This window comes from Peribacillus simplex (genome assembly GCF_001542915.1).
Taxonomy (GTDB): domain Bacteria; phylum Bacillota; class Bacilli; order Bacillales; family DSM-1321; genus Peribacillus; species Peribacillus simplex_B.
Genome location: NZ_LNNH01000017.1, coordinates 53,547 through 71,264, shown reverse-complemented (window position 1 = coordinate 71,264; position 17,718 = coordinate 53,547). Strand labels below are relative to the sequence as shown.

Genomic DNA, 17,718 nt, shown 5'->3' with positions numbered 1-17,718 from the left:
TCTATAAACTAGAGATGTGGCGTGATATGAGAATATGAAAATTAAAAATGAATTCATGAATAAGTTACTTGTATTATTAACGGGGAATTCCCTTGCACAGCTGATCATCGTTGCAAGTTCGCCCATATTAACAAGAATATATAAACCAGCAGATTTTGGGGTGTTTGCAACCTATTCATCCCTTTTGGCCATTCTCATGTCATTTGCCTCTCTTTGTTTGGAGAAGGCGATTCCTTTAGAAAAAAACCATAAGAATACGGTTCATTTAATGTACATGAGCATGTTTACGATTGCCATCGTTTGTATCTTCAATCTAGGTTTAGGCTTCCTTGATCTATCGCTATTTCGCTTATATGGTATAGAAAATTCGATCATGAATGACCTTTTGCTTTCATTTGGGCTGTTTTTTGCAGGGGTCTATCAGGTGATGACTTACTGGCTGTTAAAGGAAGATAAGTTTAAAGGGTTAACCCATTCTAAACTGCTTCAATCGATTAGTAATGTGATCAGTCAGTTCTCACTTATTTCCATTAATCATGTGACGCCAGGCATCGGTTTAATCGCGGGAGATATGATTGGACGCGGAATTTCCCTTGCGTATATATGGAGATTATTCTTGGAAAAGATGCATTGGCCGAAAGTGGATTTTAGAAGAATGCGTTATTTGCTTAAAAAATATGAGAAATTCGCCAAATACTCCACATGGTCAACTCTCTTAAGTTCTTTATCTCTGCAAATCATCATTTTGTTATTGATGCGTTTATACGGACCTGACGTGACAGGCCATTTTTCCATGGCTATAAAAACGGTCGGTTTACCCATCAGTTTACTGGGAGCGAGTATTTCGACAGTATTCTATGCCGAAGTGTCAAAAAGCATTCCAAATGAACCAGGAAGGGTTTTGCATTTGTATAAGAGCATCATTACTAAAACGGCGATGGTCGGTTTGCCCTCAATGGCACTTTTAGCAGTGATGGCACCCGGTCTCTTTAGTTTTGTTTTTGGAGAAGAATGGCGTGTTTCTGGACAATATGTGAGGTTGTTGTCAATTATGTTGTTAGCTCAAGTGAACATTATGCCAGTTTCGCAAATCTTGTTTTTAGTCAATAAACAAAAGACTCAGCTTGTATGGGAGATTTCACGGCTGTTGTTATTATGTATTGGAGTCGTGTTCCTTTTCACTTTAGGGAAATCGGCTGAAACGGCGATACTTTATTTTAGCATTTGTATGGGGGCCAGCTACTACCTTCTTGCTCTCCTCGGCTATAGGGCGATACATTCCATAGAAGGAGAGGAAAACGCAAAAAAATGAAGCTTATCCAAATCATTTTAGTGGGATTGTACGTTTTGTTACTTGATATTTCCTACGTTCATTTCATTTCTCCTGAATATGGGTATATGGGCTTCGTTTTCCGGGGACCTCCGACCGCAGGGATGATAGCCTATTCAATGTTTTTTATCCTATTGCCTGTCCTATTCACCAAAAATGATCTGCAAAAGCCTTCAGAACTCGTTTTTTGGATTTTATATTTCATTGTGTATATACCGGTAGCTTGGGTTCCGAATTATTTATTTAGTGATATACAGCCTAAATTTATCTATACGAATACGATGTTATTTCTATGTTTACTGATCATTGGAAACGTAAATCGCCTGCCGGCGTTGAAGTTTACACCCGCGCATATGAAAATGGGCCTATTAAAAGTCGTTTTCATTGTTTCACTGCTGATTTTTTTCCTTTATACCTTCATGGTTTCGGGTGGAATCAGCCTGAAGCCTCCGATAGATGCCGAGGATATTTATGATAAACGAATGATTTCACGAGTCAAGCTAACGCCTGCTGGAGGATATATCATCCAGTGGCTCGCAAAAGTATGGAACCCCCTTATCGTGGCCTTCGGTTTATGCCGGAAGAAATTTAGCTATGTGTTTCTCGGCCTGGCCCTGCAATACCTTTTGTACACCACAAACGGGTTGAAATCGACGCTATTATCGACGTTTTTGTTAATTATGGTATTTATTGCGTCCCATGATAAAGGGCGGAATTTCGCCATATATTTTTGCTTGAGCCTGTGCTCGCTGCTGGGCATCAGCATTCTCCTGGATTTCATCCTTGATCAGGCTTATTTATCCAATTTATTCGCCAGAAGGATGATCATCACACCGGGTTTGCTGACAACCTATTATATCGACTTTTTTTCAACCCATCCAAAAGCGTTGCTATCGTATAACATTTTAGAAAGATTCATTGATCCTGTCTATGACAGGAGTCCGCCCTATATTATCGGTACAGAGTACTTTGGCCGGCCGCAAATGGCCGCTAATGCGAATATGTTCGCCGATGCTTTTGCTAATTTTGGTTATATTGGTTTGTTCATGTATACAGGGATTTTGTCGGTTTTATTATGGATTTATGACAGTCTTACCGAGGATGTAAAGTGGCGGCGGTTTGGAATCATCCTGTTTGTCATACCTGCCTGGTGTTTAGCGGATACTTCGCTTACCACTACGTTTGTTACAGGCGGGATGGTATTTACCTTCCTTATCATGTATGCATTGCCAGGGGCGGATACACAAAAAGGAGTTAACAAATGAAGTTATTTTATAATATTAGTTCGGTTCATCCATGGAGTGATACGAGAATATATTTTCGGCAAGCATTCACTCATGGAGGAACAGGAAAATACAAGGTCAAGCATATAGCGGTTGAAAATAATCTAATCCCGGGTAACATCCCGCCCAATATAGAGGTGGAATTGTTACCTAAACGGCCAAAGAAAAAAAGGGCGTTAAACTGGATACCATTATATAAGAAGATTAAGAAAGAGAAACCTGATGTGATTCAGTTTCACGATCCAGAGCTGCTCATTTTAATGAAAATCATAAGATGGATTCCTCACTATCGGCCCGTCATCGTATATGACATGCATGAAAATGTACCAAAGGTTCTCATGAGGAAAAAGATCCCTGGTTTTGCATTGAATATGTATCGGCAGTTGGAAAGGAAATTGCTAAAATCCTGCAGCGGCGTCGTGTTCGCAGAAAGTACGTATAAAGATGACTATCGATTCCTGACATGTCCAACGGTCGATGTGTATAATTACCCGAAGGTCCCTTTTATGAAAGAAAATGTCACGAAAGAAGATGTGTTCACTTTCATTTATCTAGGGAGCATTTCAGCTATTCGTGGCGGGGAAACGATGCTCCATCTCGCTAAAAGGTTAGTGGAAGTAAAGAAAACATTTCACATGAAGATCATCGGAACGGGCAGTGAAGAGTATATTGGACAATTGAAAACCTTCATTCTTGATAACGACTTGGGCGAATATGTCAGTCTTGAGGGTGGAATGGCCTTTGATAAAGCGTTTGAAGCGATTCAGAGGGCACATGTAGGAATGGCATTTTTAGTTCCCAATCCGAATTTCATCGGCGGTAAAACGACAAAATGCTTTGAATATATGGCGGCAGGCATTCCCTTCCTGGTTTCTGATTTTCTGATTCAAGATGAACTGGAAAAATGGAACTGTGGCATGTCGGTCGATGTATCCGATATCGATGATGTCGTTCAAAAAGCGGTTGATTTACTGGATTCCCCTGGCATGGCAGCACAGATGGGGGAACGAGGCAACACTGCCTATAAACAAGAATACAACTGGGAAAAAGAAGAAGGAAAATTACGAACTCTGTTTGATAAATTAGAGTCACGCTCCTAGGAGGTTTAGTATGGGGTTATTTAAATGGTTAAATAAATTGGCGTTGTTTAATAACTGGGGGAGGCTCGGCGGAATTCACGGAGTGATGGTCATGTTTGTTTATCGAATAGGCAATATCATTTACTATAAAGTGAAGATTCCTGTCTTAAAGCAACTATTATGGATTTTGTACCGCATGATTGATTTGTTGATCATAAGACTGTTCATGAACTGTGAATTTCCTGCGCAATGTCAAATTGGAAAGGACTTACGTCTGCCTCATGGAGCTAAGGGCATTCTTATCAACCCATATGCTCGTATCGGCGACCATGTCACAATCTTGCACCAAGTAACATTCGGGCAAAATAAAGAAAATAAAAAAGCCCCTGAGATTTGTGATCACGCCTATATTGGTGCGGGCGCTAAAATATTGGGTGGCATCCGGATCGGCACGAATTCGAAAGTGGGGGCAAATGCAGTCGTTTTGAAATCCGTTCCCGATCATTGCACGGCAGTCGGAGTACCCAGTGTAAATATAGAAAAGTAAAAGAAAAAAACCGATTTCCATAGCATGTGGAAAATCGGTTTTTTTCTTTCTCGCGCTTTGTATGACTGGTCTTTTTCTTCGTGTTTGTTTTTAATAGGAAAGAGCCTTAAAATGTACAAAAAGGGGTGTAGGAACATAATGATCAATGAATTGCCAAAAGAAATCGCTAATATATTAGAAGTAAATAAGAAAAATCCTGCTCAATTTGAGGAATTGATTCGGCCGGGCGGCTATTTGCCTCCGGAGATGGACTTGATGGTGGATGCCATCAGCGCCTTGAGCATGGGGAAGAACATCCTCTTGAAAGGGCCGACAGGGGCGGGGAAAACAAAGTTTGCCGAGACATTATCACATCTATTCAACCAGCCGATGTTCAGTGTCAACTGCTCGGTCGATTTGGATGCCGAAAGCTTATTGGGCTTCAAGACATTATCTTATAAAGAGGAAAAACAGGTGATAGAATTCGTTCCCGGACCTGTGATCAATTCGATGAATTACGGGCATTTTTTATACATAGATGAAATCAACATGGCGAAACCGGAAACACTGCCGCTGATCAATGGAGTGCTCGATTACAGGCGGACGATAACGAACCCCTTCACGAACGAGGTCATCACGGCGAAAGATGGCTTTAATGTGATTGCGGCGATCAATGAAGGATACGTAGGGACGGTTCCGCTGAATGAAGCGCTGAAAAATAGGTTTGTCGTCATAGAGGTTCCCTACATTGAAGGGGAACAGCTAAAGCAATTGATCGAGACCAATACGAAGCTGCAGGATCCAAGAAATATAGACTTGTTCGTCAAGCTGTCGAGTGATTTGATAAACGCTGTCAATCAAGGAAAGGTTGCCGAAGATGCCGCGTCGATCCGGGCGTTGCTTGATGCTTGTGATCTGAGTGTTCTAATCCCGCCGAAACGGGCGATCCTCCGTTCGATCGTCGATAAATTGGACGAGGAGCGGGAGCGTGAGTTTGTGAAGAATCTGGCGGACACATTATTCTAACTAGGAGAATGCCTCATGAAGTATATCCGGTTCAATGATTCAATAATCGATACGGCTCTATTTTTGCAGCTGCAGGATCTTTCGACAGTCTTATCCGGCATTCCGGATCTTGAATTCGAATACAATTATGGCTCCTTCATCGACTTGATCGAGAATAAGGTCACAGCAAGCCATTTTTGGGAAAATGGCAATAAGGAAGTGAAGGAAGCGGGCTTAAAAACGGACGTCCTCCTAAGAACGATAGGGACGCTGCATTATTCAGCCATTAAAAGCATGAAGGATTATCAGGACATGATGGCAGAAACCTCGATTCCGAAGTTTGCTGCCCAATTGTTCGCATTATTGGAAGACATGCGCTTGGAAGAGCTGGTGAAGAAAGAAAGGCCGGGCACGAAAAGCTGGTTTTCGGTAAGGGGCACATACCTTAAACAATATTTCGAAAGTCAATTAGCGACGAATGTCACAAGAAGCTTTGCCCTGGATGAATTATACTGCCTCATCTATTTGCTGCTTCAATCAGACCGGCCAGATCCGATTTTTCCGAGAGCCAACATCCGGCAGCTGGAAGAGCTGGAGAAAATCAAACCGTACATCCATTCCGTTTTCGAAGCGAGGAAAACGGATGATATCACAAGAATTTGCGAGCAAATCATTTTTCGGGTGAACGATGAATATCAGGATACGATGAATGAATATTTCATCTTCCCGATCGCCCATGTCGATAAGTACAAAGCGAACTCCTTATTTGATGAGCTGACGAGGAATGATGAACTGAACAACGATGATACGGAAGATGTGGATGAAGAGAAGAGCGAGTTCATTGATGAAAAATTCTCGACATGGCATCGGGAAAACAAGAATGGCGAGAGTAACTCGACCTTCCTGCAATTTGAATTGGAGCAAGGTACGAAAACAAGCCTGATGGGCGGGGGGGCACGTGAAGCGGAAGATGCCGATCAAGCATTGGCATCGATTCAAGGTTCATCAGGGGAAAGTCAGCAAAAGGAATACAATCAGCAGGAAACGCTTGAGAAGAAGCAAACGAACGTCGGAAAAAGTGGTGAACACCCATTTGGTGAAGACAATAAAGACGTCGTCCAAGTCATCAAAGAAGCAAAAGTGCCCACTCCTGCCGAAGAAAAACGGTACCGTGAGTTTGTCGCGGATATTGAGCCATTCAAGCGGAAACTTTCGAGCACGATTGAAAAGACACTTGAAAATAAAAAGAATGCACCTAGAAAAGATTTGCTTTTTGGTCGTTTATCGCAGAAGCTGCTGCCGCTTGTACTCGATGAAAATCCAAGGGTTTTCTATAAAAAGAACCAAGATTCCAATGAATTGGATGCCGTATTTACACTACTAATCGATTGCTCGGCTTCGATGCACAACAAAATGGATGAAACGAAACGGGGAGTCGCCCTGTTCCATGAAGTGCTGAAAAAGCTAAGGATCCCCCACTCGATCGTTGGTTTTTGGGAAGACGCAAATGAGGTGAGGGAGGGCTATCAGCCGAATTACTTCCACGTGATCCAGTCCCATTCCGATTCGTTCCATTTGAACTCGGGAGCAAAAATCATGCAGCTTGAACCGGAGGAAGACAACCGTGACGGATACAGTATCAGGGTTGCGGCAATGGAATTGGAAAAAAGACGAGAAAAAAACCGTTTCTTGCTCGTGTTTTCCGACGGTGAGCCGGCAGCTAGCGATTATGACCAAAATGGAATTGTCGATACGCATCTTGCCGTATCCGAAGCCAGAAAAAAAGGAATAGAGGTCATTGGCCTGTTTTTAGCCGACGGAACGATTGAAGAAAGCGAAGAGATGACGATGAAAAACATCTATGGCAAGGAGCGCCTGATGGTTCCGAGTGTAGCTGAGTTGCCGGAACAATTTACACCGCTTTTGAAAAAACTATTACTGAAGACGATTTAATGGAAAGCTGAACGAATATCAAAACACAGTATGCCTTTTACTGTGTTTTTTTATGCGAGGAAAGTTGTGGGCAACAAGCGAATATATAGAGGGAAAACATACGAAAACGAAGGGGATTGCTTTTAGCTTGGTTTGGGTAAACCATAGGAGAGGAAGTGATCGTTTTGACGAATGTATTGTTTATGCTGCTTTATATGATAATTATTGCTCTGGTTATTGAAATATCGGTTACGCTGTTGAAGATGACTGGATTGAAGTCAAAGGTAGCCAGATTCCAAGTGATTTCCATGCTGACAGGGACTGGGTTCACAACGGACGAATCAAAATCCATCATTGATCACCCTGTGCGAAGAAAAATAAGCATGTTTTTAATTTTATTTGGTGTTTTCTCCCTTGCAGTCATTATTTCATCAATCAGTACATTACTTAGTGATGACCTGCGCTTGACTGAATTGAGCATCATCATTGGAATATTGATTGTATTGACCGTTCTTATCAAATCAAGGTTCATGAATAACCGACTTTCGGCTAAAATGAAAAGTGAAATGTACAATCACTATGAATTATGGGAACATCCGATAGAAGACATCCTATTTTTGGAAGATGATGATGTACTCATGAAGATTGATATATATGAAAAGTCTGAGTACATCGACGTCAAGGTGGCTGATATCCTATCGCAAGAAGCCGATATCAATATTTTATTTATTGAAAGCGGAGAAGTGAAACATCGGAAAGAGCTATGTGAATATAAAATTAAAATGGGCGATAATTTGTTTTTATATGGAAATAAAAAAGAAATCGAAGAAACATTTTCAAATGAAATCGAAGTGATGAAGAAGAAAAGTGCAGAGGAATGAAAATCATCCCCTTCCTTATCAGGAGGGGATTTAGTCCGTCTTCGGAGATCATCCGACCACCATCGAGCGAAATCCGTCCGTCCCCGTGCATAATCCGTCCACCATCGAGCGAAATTCGTCCGTCCGTGTGGATAATCCGACCACCATCGAGCGAAATTCGTCCGTCCATGTGGATAATCCGCCCACCATCGAGCGAAATCCGTCCGTCCCCGTTGATCATCCGACCACCATCGAGCGAAATCCGTCCGTCCCCGTGGATAATCCGTCCAACATCGAGCGAAATCCGTCCGTCCATGTGGATAATCCGACCAACATCGAGCGGAATTCGTCCCCGTGGATCATCCGACCACGATTAACCATTCCATTGAATGGTTTGGGCGATGATCAAAAAAGTGCCAGATAGGAGGAACCAGATAAAAAACAACGGGAGGTAGAAGCGAACCCATTTTTGCCAGGCAACTCCCGATAAGGCAAGGGTCGCCATGAAATAGCCTGATGTGGGATATAATATGTTGCCAATTCCATCTGCCAACTGATAGGCTAACACGGCTGTTTGTCTTGTAACGCCGATGATGTCGGCCAATGGTGCCATGATGGGCATGGTAACCAGAGCTTGACCGCTTCCGGATGGGATTAAAAGGCTGAATAACATCTGGACAATGAACATGCCGATGGCGCTGAATACAGCGGGGAAGTCCCCTACAAGATTACCGAGGCCATGAACGATCGTGTCCATTACTTGGCCGTCCTCCATAACAACTGCGACAGCCCTTGCCACACCTACAATCATGGCGCCGACCAAGACTTCCCGGAATCCTTCGTTAAATCCTTCACAAATTTCGTTGATGTTTAACCCGGCAATCAGACCAACCACGATTCCCATTATGATGAAAAGCCCCGCCATTTCCAACATGAACCAACCTTTTGCTAAAACGCCATATACGAGGAGAATCAAAAAGCCAAACAAGGCAATTGAAGCAATTTTCTGTTTATTATTCGCCTTATATTTTTCAGATTCGGGTTTATTCAGAAATTGCCTCCGTTTGTCCTTGTCTTCTTCCCATACAAAACTGTACACGGGATTGCCTTTAACCTTTTTAGCATAGCGCATGATGTAAGCCGTCCCCGCGCAAAGGAAAAGGATAAAAGCGATGATCCTGAGTTCGATGCCAGAATATACGGGGAGTCCTGCTATTTTCTGGCTTAAACCGGTGTTGACGGGATTAAGGAAACCTGTCATGAATCCAGCGGTCGTTGCTACTAAGGCTACTGAGACGGCAACCATGGAATCAAATCCTAAGGCAATCATAAGAGGGAGGATGACGGGAACATACACTAAGCATAATTCCTGTGTGCCGATCAAACTGCAAATAATCGAAAATACGAAAGTGAGGATGGGGATCAGCATCATGCTTTTTGATGAAAATCGCCGGGCCAATCGATCGACTCCCATTTCAATCAAACCTGTTTTACGAAGTACAGAGAAAATTCCTCCGATGATGAATGTAAAAAAAACAACCTCTCCGGCAGCTATCAAGCCCTTTGGTATAGCTGTCATGAAATCAACAGGCGTAATAGGTGTTTGTTCAACGGTTTGATAGGAATGTGGGTTGATCGTAAGCCTGCCCTCCGGACCTGGAATTCGCTCATAAACCCCTGCTGGAATGAAATAAGTGGCGATGGCGGCAAGTGAGATAAATGCGAATAAAATGACATAAATATGCGGCATATTAAACTTCTTTTTTTTAGAATGATTGATTTCATCCATGCTGACCATTTTTTTTGTGTTTTCTAAGGCCATTCTTATTCCCCCATTATCTTTAGTGAGTGCTCGCGGATTACTGGATTCCGATGCGATGTTATATTAAGTAACGTCTTATGTAACTTTTTATTTCATAATAAATGAATGTTATAGGATTGTCATTGTTCATAGTCACTAAAATTAAGAGGGTGAATTAGATGATGTGAATAATGGGGAACAATGATGCTAGTTGTTGAAAGGATTATAGGCGATTCAATTTAAATGAACTTCATTCAACCATTCCTTTGTATAAAACAAAAAAACTGTGGATAAGCTCGAGTGTCATCGAGTTTATCCACAGTTGAATAGGAGCTATTTACTGATGCCCAAATTCCATAATCCGTATGGGTTGTAGAAGGGGTGGTCCTGCTCGTACCTGAAATCCTGAAGGCTCGTTAAGGTGAAGTCCGGTGCGTCCTGCTGGATGCTGAAGGTTTCACCGTTCGTAAAGACAGGCCGTTCACCGACATGGTAGTAATTGAAGGTGTTGAGCAGGGAAGCGGCTTCTTTCGGACTCATCGTGTTAAGTGTCACGGCATCTGGAAGTCCAAAAGATTTCATTCCGAACGAACAGTAATAATCTTCCTCGCCTATGATCGTGACGAAATGGGCATAAACCGAGAGAATATCAGGGCTTTGCTGAAGCTTTAGCCAATCTTCCTTCGAATGGGCAATGCCAGTCGTTTCAATTTTCACGGCCATTCCGCCTGCCCTCAGGATGGCAGCTCCGGCATCGATCAAATCTGCAACAGAATCAGTATCGGATGCATCGGCTAGTATATAAACGGTAAGGGTGTGTTCATTGATTTCCGCTAGTAAGCCTTCAGGGAAATTTCCTTTACTGGCATACGAAAAAGTCTCTTTTAAAGCTGGCTCATAATCCTGGATCTCCGCCTGAAACGTAATGTTTTTATCGTTATTGTGAAAAATATTCCCGGTTAACAGGTACCCTTCGCTCTTTGAAGCGACCGTCTGAATCAATTCCGCCCGGTTCTTCCATTTACCGGGTATCCCGATGATGATATTGCTTTCCGTCATGAATATCTCTCCTTTCCAATCACTTCATACTATACCAATCTTGATAGTTTCCAAAGTATTTTATTAAGGAAGCATCAGCCAATCCAGTTACGCCCATTGATGGGGGTATCAGGACTTTTTCAAATTTATACAATTGATGTATAATATAATCTAGTAAATGTATGGTCGACCTCGATCGGGATTCTCATGGCGGATGTCCCAGCAGGCCAGATATCTTCATAAGCTATTCGTATCTATTCAATGATGAAAGAGAGTGAAATATAATGGGTCGTAAATGGAATAATATTAAAGAAAAAAAAGCGTCAAAAGATGCTAATACAAGCAGGATTTATGCTAAGTTCGGCAGGGAAATTTATGTAGTGGCGAAACAAGGCGAACCTGATCCGGAATCGAATCAAGCATTGAGGGTCGTGCTTGAGCGTGCCAAAACATACAATGTCCCAAGAGCGATCATCGACCGTGCGATTGAAAAGGCAAAAGGCGGTTCGGAAGAGAGCTATGATGAACTTCGTTATGAAGGGTTCGGACCGAATGGATCGATGGTCATCGTGGACGCATTGACAAATAATGTGAACCGGACGGCATCCGATGTACGTGCCGCATTCGGGAAAAACGGCGGGAATATGGGTGTCAGCGGATCTGTTGCTTATATGTTCGATGCAACGGCAGTGATCGGGATCGAAGGTAAAACGGCCGATGATGTACTGGAATTATTGATGGAAGCGGATGTTGATGTACGCGACATCATCGAAGAAGAAGAATCGGTCATCGTTTATGCCGAGCCTGAACAATTCCATGCTGTGCAACAGGCATTCAAAGAAGCCGGCATCACGGAATTTACAGTGGCGGAGCTGACGATGCTCGCTCAAAATGACCTATCCCTTCCAGAAGATGCACAAGCGCAATTCGAAAAAATGGTCGATGCATTGGAAGATTTGGAAGATGTTCAACAAGTTTATCATAACGTAGACCTTGGGTAATGAAAGAACGGAGAGGACCTTTGCCATATGAACAAAGGTCTGCTTATTTTATATGGATGCAAAAGAGCCTGTCTCGAAAGGACAGGCTCTTTTTTTCGTTTATTCATTTACGACGATTCCGGAAAGTTCACGGTCCTTCTGTACCTTCTCCAACTCCGAAATAGTGACCATTTGATAGTCTTTGTCATGAAGCTGCTTAATGATTTTGCCGGCAGCTTCTGCGCTTGTTTGGTAAATATCATGCATCAATACGATTTTGCCATCACTGACTTTGTCCATCACTTTGTTGACGATTTTCTTTTCATCGCGGTATTTCCAATCCTCGGGATCGACATCCCAAAGTACGACCTTCAAATCATCCATGTAATCACGTACGTTGTCGTTGATCGCTCCATATGGGGGGCGGATCAGACTTGGCTCCATGCCAGTGGCTTTATCAACAGCTTCCTGGGTGCTTTTGATTTGATCCTTGATCTTCCCCTTGTCTAAGCGTGTCAGCTGTGGATGATCCCATGAATGGTTGCCGATTTCGTTACCTTGTTCCAGCATTTTTTGCAGAACCTGTGGATAATGCTGTACACGGTTTCCGAGCACGAAAAAGGTTGCATGTGCATCATACCTGTCCAAATCATTTAAGATGGACATGGTATGACTTGGGTGCGGACCATCATCGAACGTTAAGGCAATGACCTTCTTGGCTGGATCAATCCATTCGTTTTGCACAGGCAGCTTGGCGACAATATGCTCAGGCTGCCATTCCTTTACACGATCCTCATTCAAATCTTTACTTTGATAGGAATCTAGCAAACTATCTTTGAAAAGATCCTTATTGATGGCAATCGTATGAACCTTGGTTGAGTCGTCAGTCTTAACATAGAAAACGAGCGTATCTTTCAAAATTGAAAAAGAATCAAAATTGGCTGCTGTCAGTTGGTTTTCCTTTTTAATGAGACCCTTTGAAATTCCCTCTTTTTCCCTGGAAGTCAACTCTTCAAAAACAATTTCGGATAAGACGGATAAATAATCACTATCCTTGGCAAAAATGTCTTCTATGGAGAGTTTCTTCTGGGAGGGGATATCATAAGTGAAGATTCGCGATTCGCTATACTTCTTACCTTCCACCTGTTCATATTTATCGAAGGAAATGGTAAAGGTTTGCTTACTGAAATGGAGGATCGTATAAGTGAGGTTAAGCTCGGACGCCTTTACGTCGGAGGACTTCCATTTCAATTCATAGTCCTTGATTTCGTTCTTTATGTAAGCTTCTAGTTGCTTGTCGATATTTTCTACATGTATAACGGGCCTGCTCACCGAATATCCGCCTTTCGTATCGTCCTTCACATACGTTTGGATATCCGCTTCTGGGTAATTTTTATCGTTGGTATAGGCCGAAACGGTTTTCTTTTTATCAAAAGCAAGGCTTTTGATGGCTAACCCCATCGTACCGACTACCGCTATTAAACAAAATAGAAAAATAAAGACTTTTTTATAATTTAATCTCCTCATGACGCACTCCACCTCGTTTATCATTCTACTATATAGACGCGCCAAAAGCCTTAAAAGTTTGTAAAAAATTGCATTAATTTGTATGAAAATATTTCCTTGTGAAATTTCAAACTTTTTCTACTTCATAGGCGTCTATTCTTTGTACCTAGGATACGTAATTTAAAGGTAAGGAGCTCTTTCATGCAATGAAGAATCTAGATATGAATCAATTATTAGCGGCCAGGATTACCGAACGGCAAGAAAATTTGTACAGACTTGCTTTTTACTATGTTAAGAATCAGGAGGATGCACTGGATATCGTTCAAGAATCGATCAGGAAGGCGCTTACCTCCAGCAATAAAATCAAAGACCCGGCATCCATAGATAGCTGGCTATATAAAATCATCGTCAGAACGGCATATGATCTCCTGCGGAAGAAAAAGAAGCTGACCGTCGCCGATGATGAAACGATCGAATATTTGCGCAGCGGCGAGGAAGATCACTACCCTGACCTTGATTTGCAAAAGGCGCTGGAAGGTCTTTCGCTCAAATACCGAACGATAATCGTCCTTCGTTTTTTTGAAGACCTGAAATTGGAGCAAATAGCGGAGGTTCTGGAAGAGAATGTGAGCACAATCAAAACGAGGCTGTATAAAGCACTGCAACTATTGCGGGCCAACATGACTGAACAGGGGGAAACGAAAAGATGGAAAAAGAATTAAAGGATCTGCGTGACGAGTATCTTCATATACCGATTCCCAAGGAATTGAAAGATGTCGTCCAAGCTGCCCTGAATGAAAAGCCAAGGAGGAAGCCGAGGGTTGGCAGGAACATCTTGGTTACGGCGGCTGCAGCACTTCTGATTATGACGGCATCCGTGAATATAAGTCCGGCAGCGGCGAAAGCGATGAGTGATATTCCTTATATGGAAAAAATCATTAAAGTGATTACATTCGTCGAATGGAAGGAAGAAGTCAATAATTCCTCGGCCGTCATCAGGACTCCAGCCATTTCCGGTCTGGAGAATAAAAGGCTTGAACAAAGCTTGAATGATAAATACTTATCTGAGAGCAAGGAGCTCTACAAGGAGTTCACCGATTCGATGTCAAAACTGAAGGAAGGCGAAAAGGGAAATCTTTCGGTTGAAAGCGGGTATGAAATATTGACCGACAATGAAACGATCTTATCCGTACAGCGTTATACCGATACGACCGCTGCGTCCAGTTCCACTGAAAGTCAGTTCGATACAGTCGACAAGAAAAACGAAGTGCTGCTGACATTGAACAGCCTATTCAAAGACGATCGCTATCTGCAGGTGATCAGCGAGAACCTCAAGGAACAGATGAGGCAGCAAATGGCAGCCGATCCGGATAAGGTATATTGGGTCGAAGAAGAAGAGGATCTTCCGGAATTTAAAGGTATTGATGAAAAGCAAAGCTTCTATATAAACAAGGACGGCAAACTTGTCATCGCCTTCGATAGCTTCGAAGTTGCCCCGGGATATATGGGGGCGGTCGAGTTCGTCATCCCGACCAAGGTCATATCGGAGCTGCTTGTCGGCGACCAATACATTCATTAAACTTAAGCTGAGTGTTAATATACCCATAAAAAAACGAACCAACGTTACCTGATTACAGTAACCTTGGCTCGTCTTTTTTTTGGTCGAAGTTCATCTGATCCAGTTCCAGTCTCATCTTTTCCGTCTCCAATAGGAAGTTTTCATGTTTCAGTTTTTCGAGCTCCAATTGATCCTTGAGCATATTGTGCTTCAGTTTGGTTTGTTTTTCGAAATGGCTTGTGATTATGCCGAGTATGGGAATGGAAAAAATCAGCACTACGGTTATCGTCCCGAGCATTTTTTTGCCTCCTTGCTTTGATTACTACCATTATACGGGGTAACGAGCGATTTGGGTTCAGATTTTTTAAAAAGCAGACCATTACTTTTCATTCAGTGCACGTTTAATGATAAACAGATTTATATGGTAATAGAGGGGGGAAGTTAGGGCAATATATCATTGATGGGAGAAGTGCCTTTGTTGAAAAGGCTTACAATTTTTAGGAAGTTTGTATATAAGGGAATGGCACTACATAATTGTTTTGAAATTAATTATTTAAATATACTAAATATTTGTTTACAAAGATGAAAATAAAAGTTATTATACAATAATATAAGGGGGGCTAGGTATGGCAACGATTAATAAACAGAAAATTGTGGATAGTGTACCTCAAAAAGGTTTTTTTGGAAATCCTAAAGGATTATTCACACTTTTCTTTACTGAGTTCTGGGAGCGATTCTCCTATTATGGCATGAAGGCCATTCTTGTTTACTATATGTATTATGAAGTTTCCAAAGGGGGACTAGGCCTTGATGAAACCACGGCCCTTGCCCTTGTTTCCATATACGGGTCTTTAGTGTACATGTCCGGCATCATTGGCGGCTGGTTCGCCGATAGGATTTTCGGGACCTCGAAAGCGGTATTCTACGGGGGAATCCTGATCATGCTCGGGCATATCGTCCTTGCTGTACCAGGCAGTCTTTCCATGTTCTTTGTATCCATGGTACTTATCGTACTAGGTACTGGTTTATTGAAACCAAACGTCTCCAGCATTGTCGGTGAAATCTACGCAGAAAATGACGAACGCCGGGATTCCGGTTTCAGCATCTTCTATATGGGTATCAACATGGGTGCATTCCTTTCGCCGTTCGTTGTCGGTACGGTTGGAATGAACTACAGTTTCCACCTAGGTTTTGGACTGGCGGCAATTGGTATGCTGATCGGGCTTATCGTCTTTGTTGCCACAAAGAAAAAGAACCTTGGACTTGCTGGAACGGTTCCTGCCAATCCTTTATCACAAGATGAAAAGAAAGCGACCTTCACTAAAATTGGAATAGGTGCCTTGATCGTAGCTGTTCTCATTGGCATCAGTGCCTATGCAGGGATCTTGACGATTAAAACCTTTATTAGTCTTGTTGGTATCCTAGGAATCGTTATTCCGACGCTTTACTTCATTTTCATGTATCGCAGCCCGAAAACGACTTCCGTCGAACGGTCCCGCTTGATCGCCTATATTCCTTTGTTTATCGCAGCGGTCATGTTCTGGGCGATTCAAGAGCAAGGAGCAACCATCTTGGCAAGCTATGCAGACAAACGCACACAGCTTAATTTTGCCGGAATTGAAATAAACCCGGCCTGGTTCCAATCATTGAATCCTTTGTTCATCATTACCCTTGCACCAGTATTCGCCTGGTTATGGATTAAACTAGGAAAGCGCCAGCCGACCATTCCGCAAAAATTCTCAATAGGCTTGCTGTTCGCCGGGTTATCCTTCCTGGTGATCCTGCTTCCAGTTTATTTCAGCGGATCAGAGTCATTGGTCAACCCATTATGGCTTGTACTTAGCTATTTCCTAGTCGTGCTGGGCGAGCTTTGTTTATCGCCGGTTGGACTTTCAGCAACGACTAAATTGGCTCCGGCTGCCTTCTCGGCACAAACGATGAGCCTGTGGTTCCTGGCAAGTGCAGCAGCGCAAGCATTGAACGCGCAAATCGTCAGATTCTACACGCCGCAAACCGAAATGGCATACTTTGGCGTGATCGGTGTTGCTTCCATCATCCTTGGACTGGCCCTTCTGGCCTTATCACCAAAAATTCAAGGATACATGAAAGGCATTCGCTAATCCGATGCCAGTCGGTTTATAGGAATGAAATATGAAAAGGATGACCCTTAATCGGGTCATCTCAGACTGTAGACAAACTCGATGAAAATCGAGTTTGTCTATTTTTATGGCCTGTACAATTTAGACGTTGATTTCCACTCCAGGCACTCGCTTTCCGCGGGCGGTCGGGGAGCCTCCTCGGCTTTGCCTGCGGGGTCTCCCCTAGACGCGCTTTTCCCGCAGGAGTCTCGAACACCCGCTCCAATCAACTTTGTCTTACCTTTTAGATAGAACACTTTTGACTGGAGTCATTTTTGTTTTAAAATTGAAGGATTAAAACTTGAGGTGATGAGGATGCTTTCTAAACATGATTCTATTCAGCGAGATCAACTTGAAATGATTACTTTAGATCAACTGGTGCCACCGAACCATTTGGTTCGTAAAATGGAGGCTGCCATTGACTTCACTTTCATTTATGACTTGGTGAAAGATATGTACTCAGAGGTAGGACGCCCAAGTATTGATCCAGTTATTTTAGTTAAACTGACTTTCATTCAATATACCTTCGGTATTCGTTCCATGCGTAAAACGATTGAAGAAGTTGAAACCAATATGGCTTACCGTTGGTTCTTAGGCTATGGTTTCCATGATAAAGTGCCTCATTTCTCTACGTTCGGAAAAAATTATGAGCGACGCTTTAAAGATACAGACCTGTTTGAAT

The 17,718-nt window shown here is 42.6% G+C and carries 18 protein-coding genes; 12 read left to right on the top strand and 6 right to left on the bottom strand.

Features of this window, described 5'->3' with window-relative positions; all coding sequences use genetic code 11:
* Positions 1 to 55 precede the first annotated feature (55 nt).
* The 7 genes from AS888_RS09985 (at position 56) to AS888_RS09955 (ending at position 8,036) form a co-directional block, all read left to right on the top strand.
* Positions 56 to 1,312: an oligosaccharide flippase family protein gene (locus AS888_RS09985; RefSeq protein WP_221408593.1), complete on the top strand. Its 1,257-nt coding sequence runs from the start codon at positions 56 to 58 to the stop codon at positions 1,310 to 1,312.
* Positions 1,309 to 2,595, top strand: a complete 1,287-nt coding sequence (locus AS888_RS09980) for a hypothetical protein (RefSeq protein WP_061142032.1) — start codon at positions 1,309 to 1,311, stop codon at positions 2,593 to 2,595. The genes AS888_RS09985 and AS888_RS09980 overlap by 4 nt, the downstream gene beginning before the upstream one ends.
* Positions 2,592 to 3,713: a glycosyltransferase gene (locus AS888_RS09975; RefSeq protein WP_061142031.1), complete on the top strand. Its 1,122-nt coding sequence runs from the start codon at positions 2,592 to 2,594 to the stop codon at positions 3,711 to 3,713. The genes AS888_RS09980 and AS888_RS09975 overlap by 4 nt, the downstream gene beginning before the upstream one ends.
* Positions 3,714 to 3,723: 10 nt before the next feature.
* Entirely contained in the window at positions 3,724 to 4,239 is a 516-nt protein-coding gene (locus tag AS888_RS09970) for a serine O-acetyltransferase (RefSeq protein ID WP_061142030.1), read from the top strand.
* Positions 4,240 to 4,377: 138 nt separating this feature from the next.
* A complete protein-coding gene (locus AS888_RS09965) occupies positions 4,378 to 5,244 on the top strand; it encodes an ATP-binding protein (RefSeq protein WP_061142029.1) in 867 nt (288 codons plus the stop codon).
* A gap of 15 nt (positions 5,245 to 5,259) precedes the next feature.
* Positions 5,260 to 7,176 carry a vWA domain-containing protein gene (locus AS888_RS09960; RefSeq protein WP_061142028.1) on the top strand — a complete coding sequence of 639 codons (1,917 nt, stop codon included), beginning with the start codon at positions 5,260 to 5,262 and terminating at the stop codon, positions 7,174 to 7,176.
* Positions 7,177 to 7,340: 164 nt separating this feature from the next.
* Positions 7,341 to 8,036, top strand: coding sequence for a hypothetical protein (locus AS888_RS09955; RefSeq protein ID WP_260320177.1), 696 nt, complete (start codon positions 7,341 to 7,343; stop codon positions 8,034 to 8,036).
* 48 nt (positions 8,037 to 8,084) lie between these two features.
* Here AS888_RS09955 and AS888_RS25695 read toward each other — a convergent pair whose 3' ends face one another.
* The 4 genes from AS888_RS25695 to AS888_RS09945 form a co-directional block, all read right to left on the bottom strand.
* Positions 8,085 to 8,225, bottom strand: a complete 141-nt coding sequence (locus AS888_RS25695) for a hypothetical protein (protein ID WP_155645450.1) — start codon at positions 8,223 to 8,225, stop codon at positions 8,085 to 8,087.
* Positions 8,226 to 8,252: 27 nt separating this feature from the next.
* On the bottom strand, positions 8,253 to 8,396 hold the full coding sequence (locus AS888_RS26425; RefSeq protein WP_155645449.1) for a hypothetical protein: 144 nt from the start codon (positions 8,394 to 8,396) through the stop codon (positions 8,253 to 8,255).
* Entirely contained in the window at positions 8,389 to 9,837 is a 1,449-nt protein-coding gene (locus AS888_RS09950; protein WP_061142027.1) for a YfcC family protein, read from the bottom strand. The genes AS888_RS26425 and AS888_RS09950 overlap by 8 nt, the downstream gene beginning before the upstream one ends.
* Positions 9,838 to 10,149: 312 nt before the next feature.
* Positions 10,150 to 10,875, bottom strand: a complete 726-nt coding sequence (locus AS888_RS09945; protein ID WP_061142026.1) for a DUF4261 domain-containing protein — start codon at positions 10,873 to 10,875, stop codon at positions 10,150 to 10,152.
* A 263-nt stretch (positions 10,876 to 11,138) separates the two neighbouring features.
* Between AS888_RS09945 and AS888_RS09940 the strand changes: the two genes are divergently transcribed.
* The gene (locus tag AS888_RS09940) at positions 11,139 to 11,855 is read left to right on the top strand and encodes a YebC/PmpR family DNA-binding transcriptional regulator (RefSeq protein ID WP_061142025.1); all 717 of its coding nucleotides are present in this window, start codon (positions 11,139 to 11,141) and stop codon (positions 11,853 to 11,855) included.
* 99 nt (positions 11,856 to 11,954) lie between these two features.
* On the opposite strand, the gene AS888_RS09935 is transcribed toward AS888_RS09940, so the two are convergent.
* The gene (locus tag AS888_RS09935) at positions 11,955 to 13,361 is read right to left on the bottom strand and encodes a polysaccharide deacetylase family protein (protein ID WP_061142024.1); all 1,407 of its coding nucleotides are present in this window, start codon (positions 13,359 to 13,361) and stop codon (positions 11,955 to 11,957) included.
* Positions 13,362 to 13,546: 185 nt separating this feature from the next.
* On the opposite strand from AS888_RS09935, the gene AS888_RS09930 reads away from it, so the two are divergent.
* Together AS888_RS09930 and rsiV are read left to right on the top strand one after the other, a co-directional pair.
* Complete coding sequence (locus AS888_RS09930; RefSeq protein WP_061142023.1) at positions 13,547 to 14,062, top strand: sigma-70 family RNA polymerase sigma factor; 516 nt, start codon at positions 13,547 to 13,549, stop codon at positions 14,060 to 14,062.
* Positions 14,047 to 14,919, top strand: a complete 873-nt coding sequence (gene rsiV / locus AS888_RS09925; protein ID WP_061142022.1) for an anti-sigma-V factor RsiV — start codon at positions 14,047 to 14,049, stop codon at positions 14,917 to 14,919. Before AS888_RS09930 ends, rsiV begins: the two co-directional genes overlap by 16 nt.
* A 52-nt stretch (positions 14,920 to 14,971) precedes the next feature.
* Here rsiV and AS888_RS09920 read toward each other — a convergent pair whose 3' ends face one another.
* The gene (locus AS888_RS09920; protein ID WP_061142021.1) at positions 14,972 to 15,196 is read right to left on the bottom strand and encodes a hypothetical protein; all 225 of its coding nucleotides are present in this window, start codon (positions 15,194 to 15,196) and stop codon (positions 14,972 to 14,974) included.
* A gap of 328 nt (positions 15,197 to 15,524) precedes the next feature.
* Between AS888_RS09920 and AS888_RS09915 the strand changes: the two genes are divergently transcribed.
* Positions 15,525 to 17,018 (top strand): peptide MFS transporter, encoded by a 1,494-nt coding sequence (locus AS888_RS09915; protein ID WP_061142020.1) that lies wholly within the window; start codon positions 15,525 to 15,527, stop codon positions 17,016 to 17,018.
* Between the two features lie 333 nt (positions 17,019 to 17,351).
* Positions 17,352 to 17,718: transposase (locus AS888_RS09910; RefSeq protein WP_185113073.1), on the top strand; the 367-nt coding region annotated here is incomplete at its 3' end.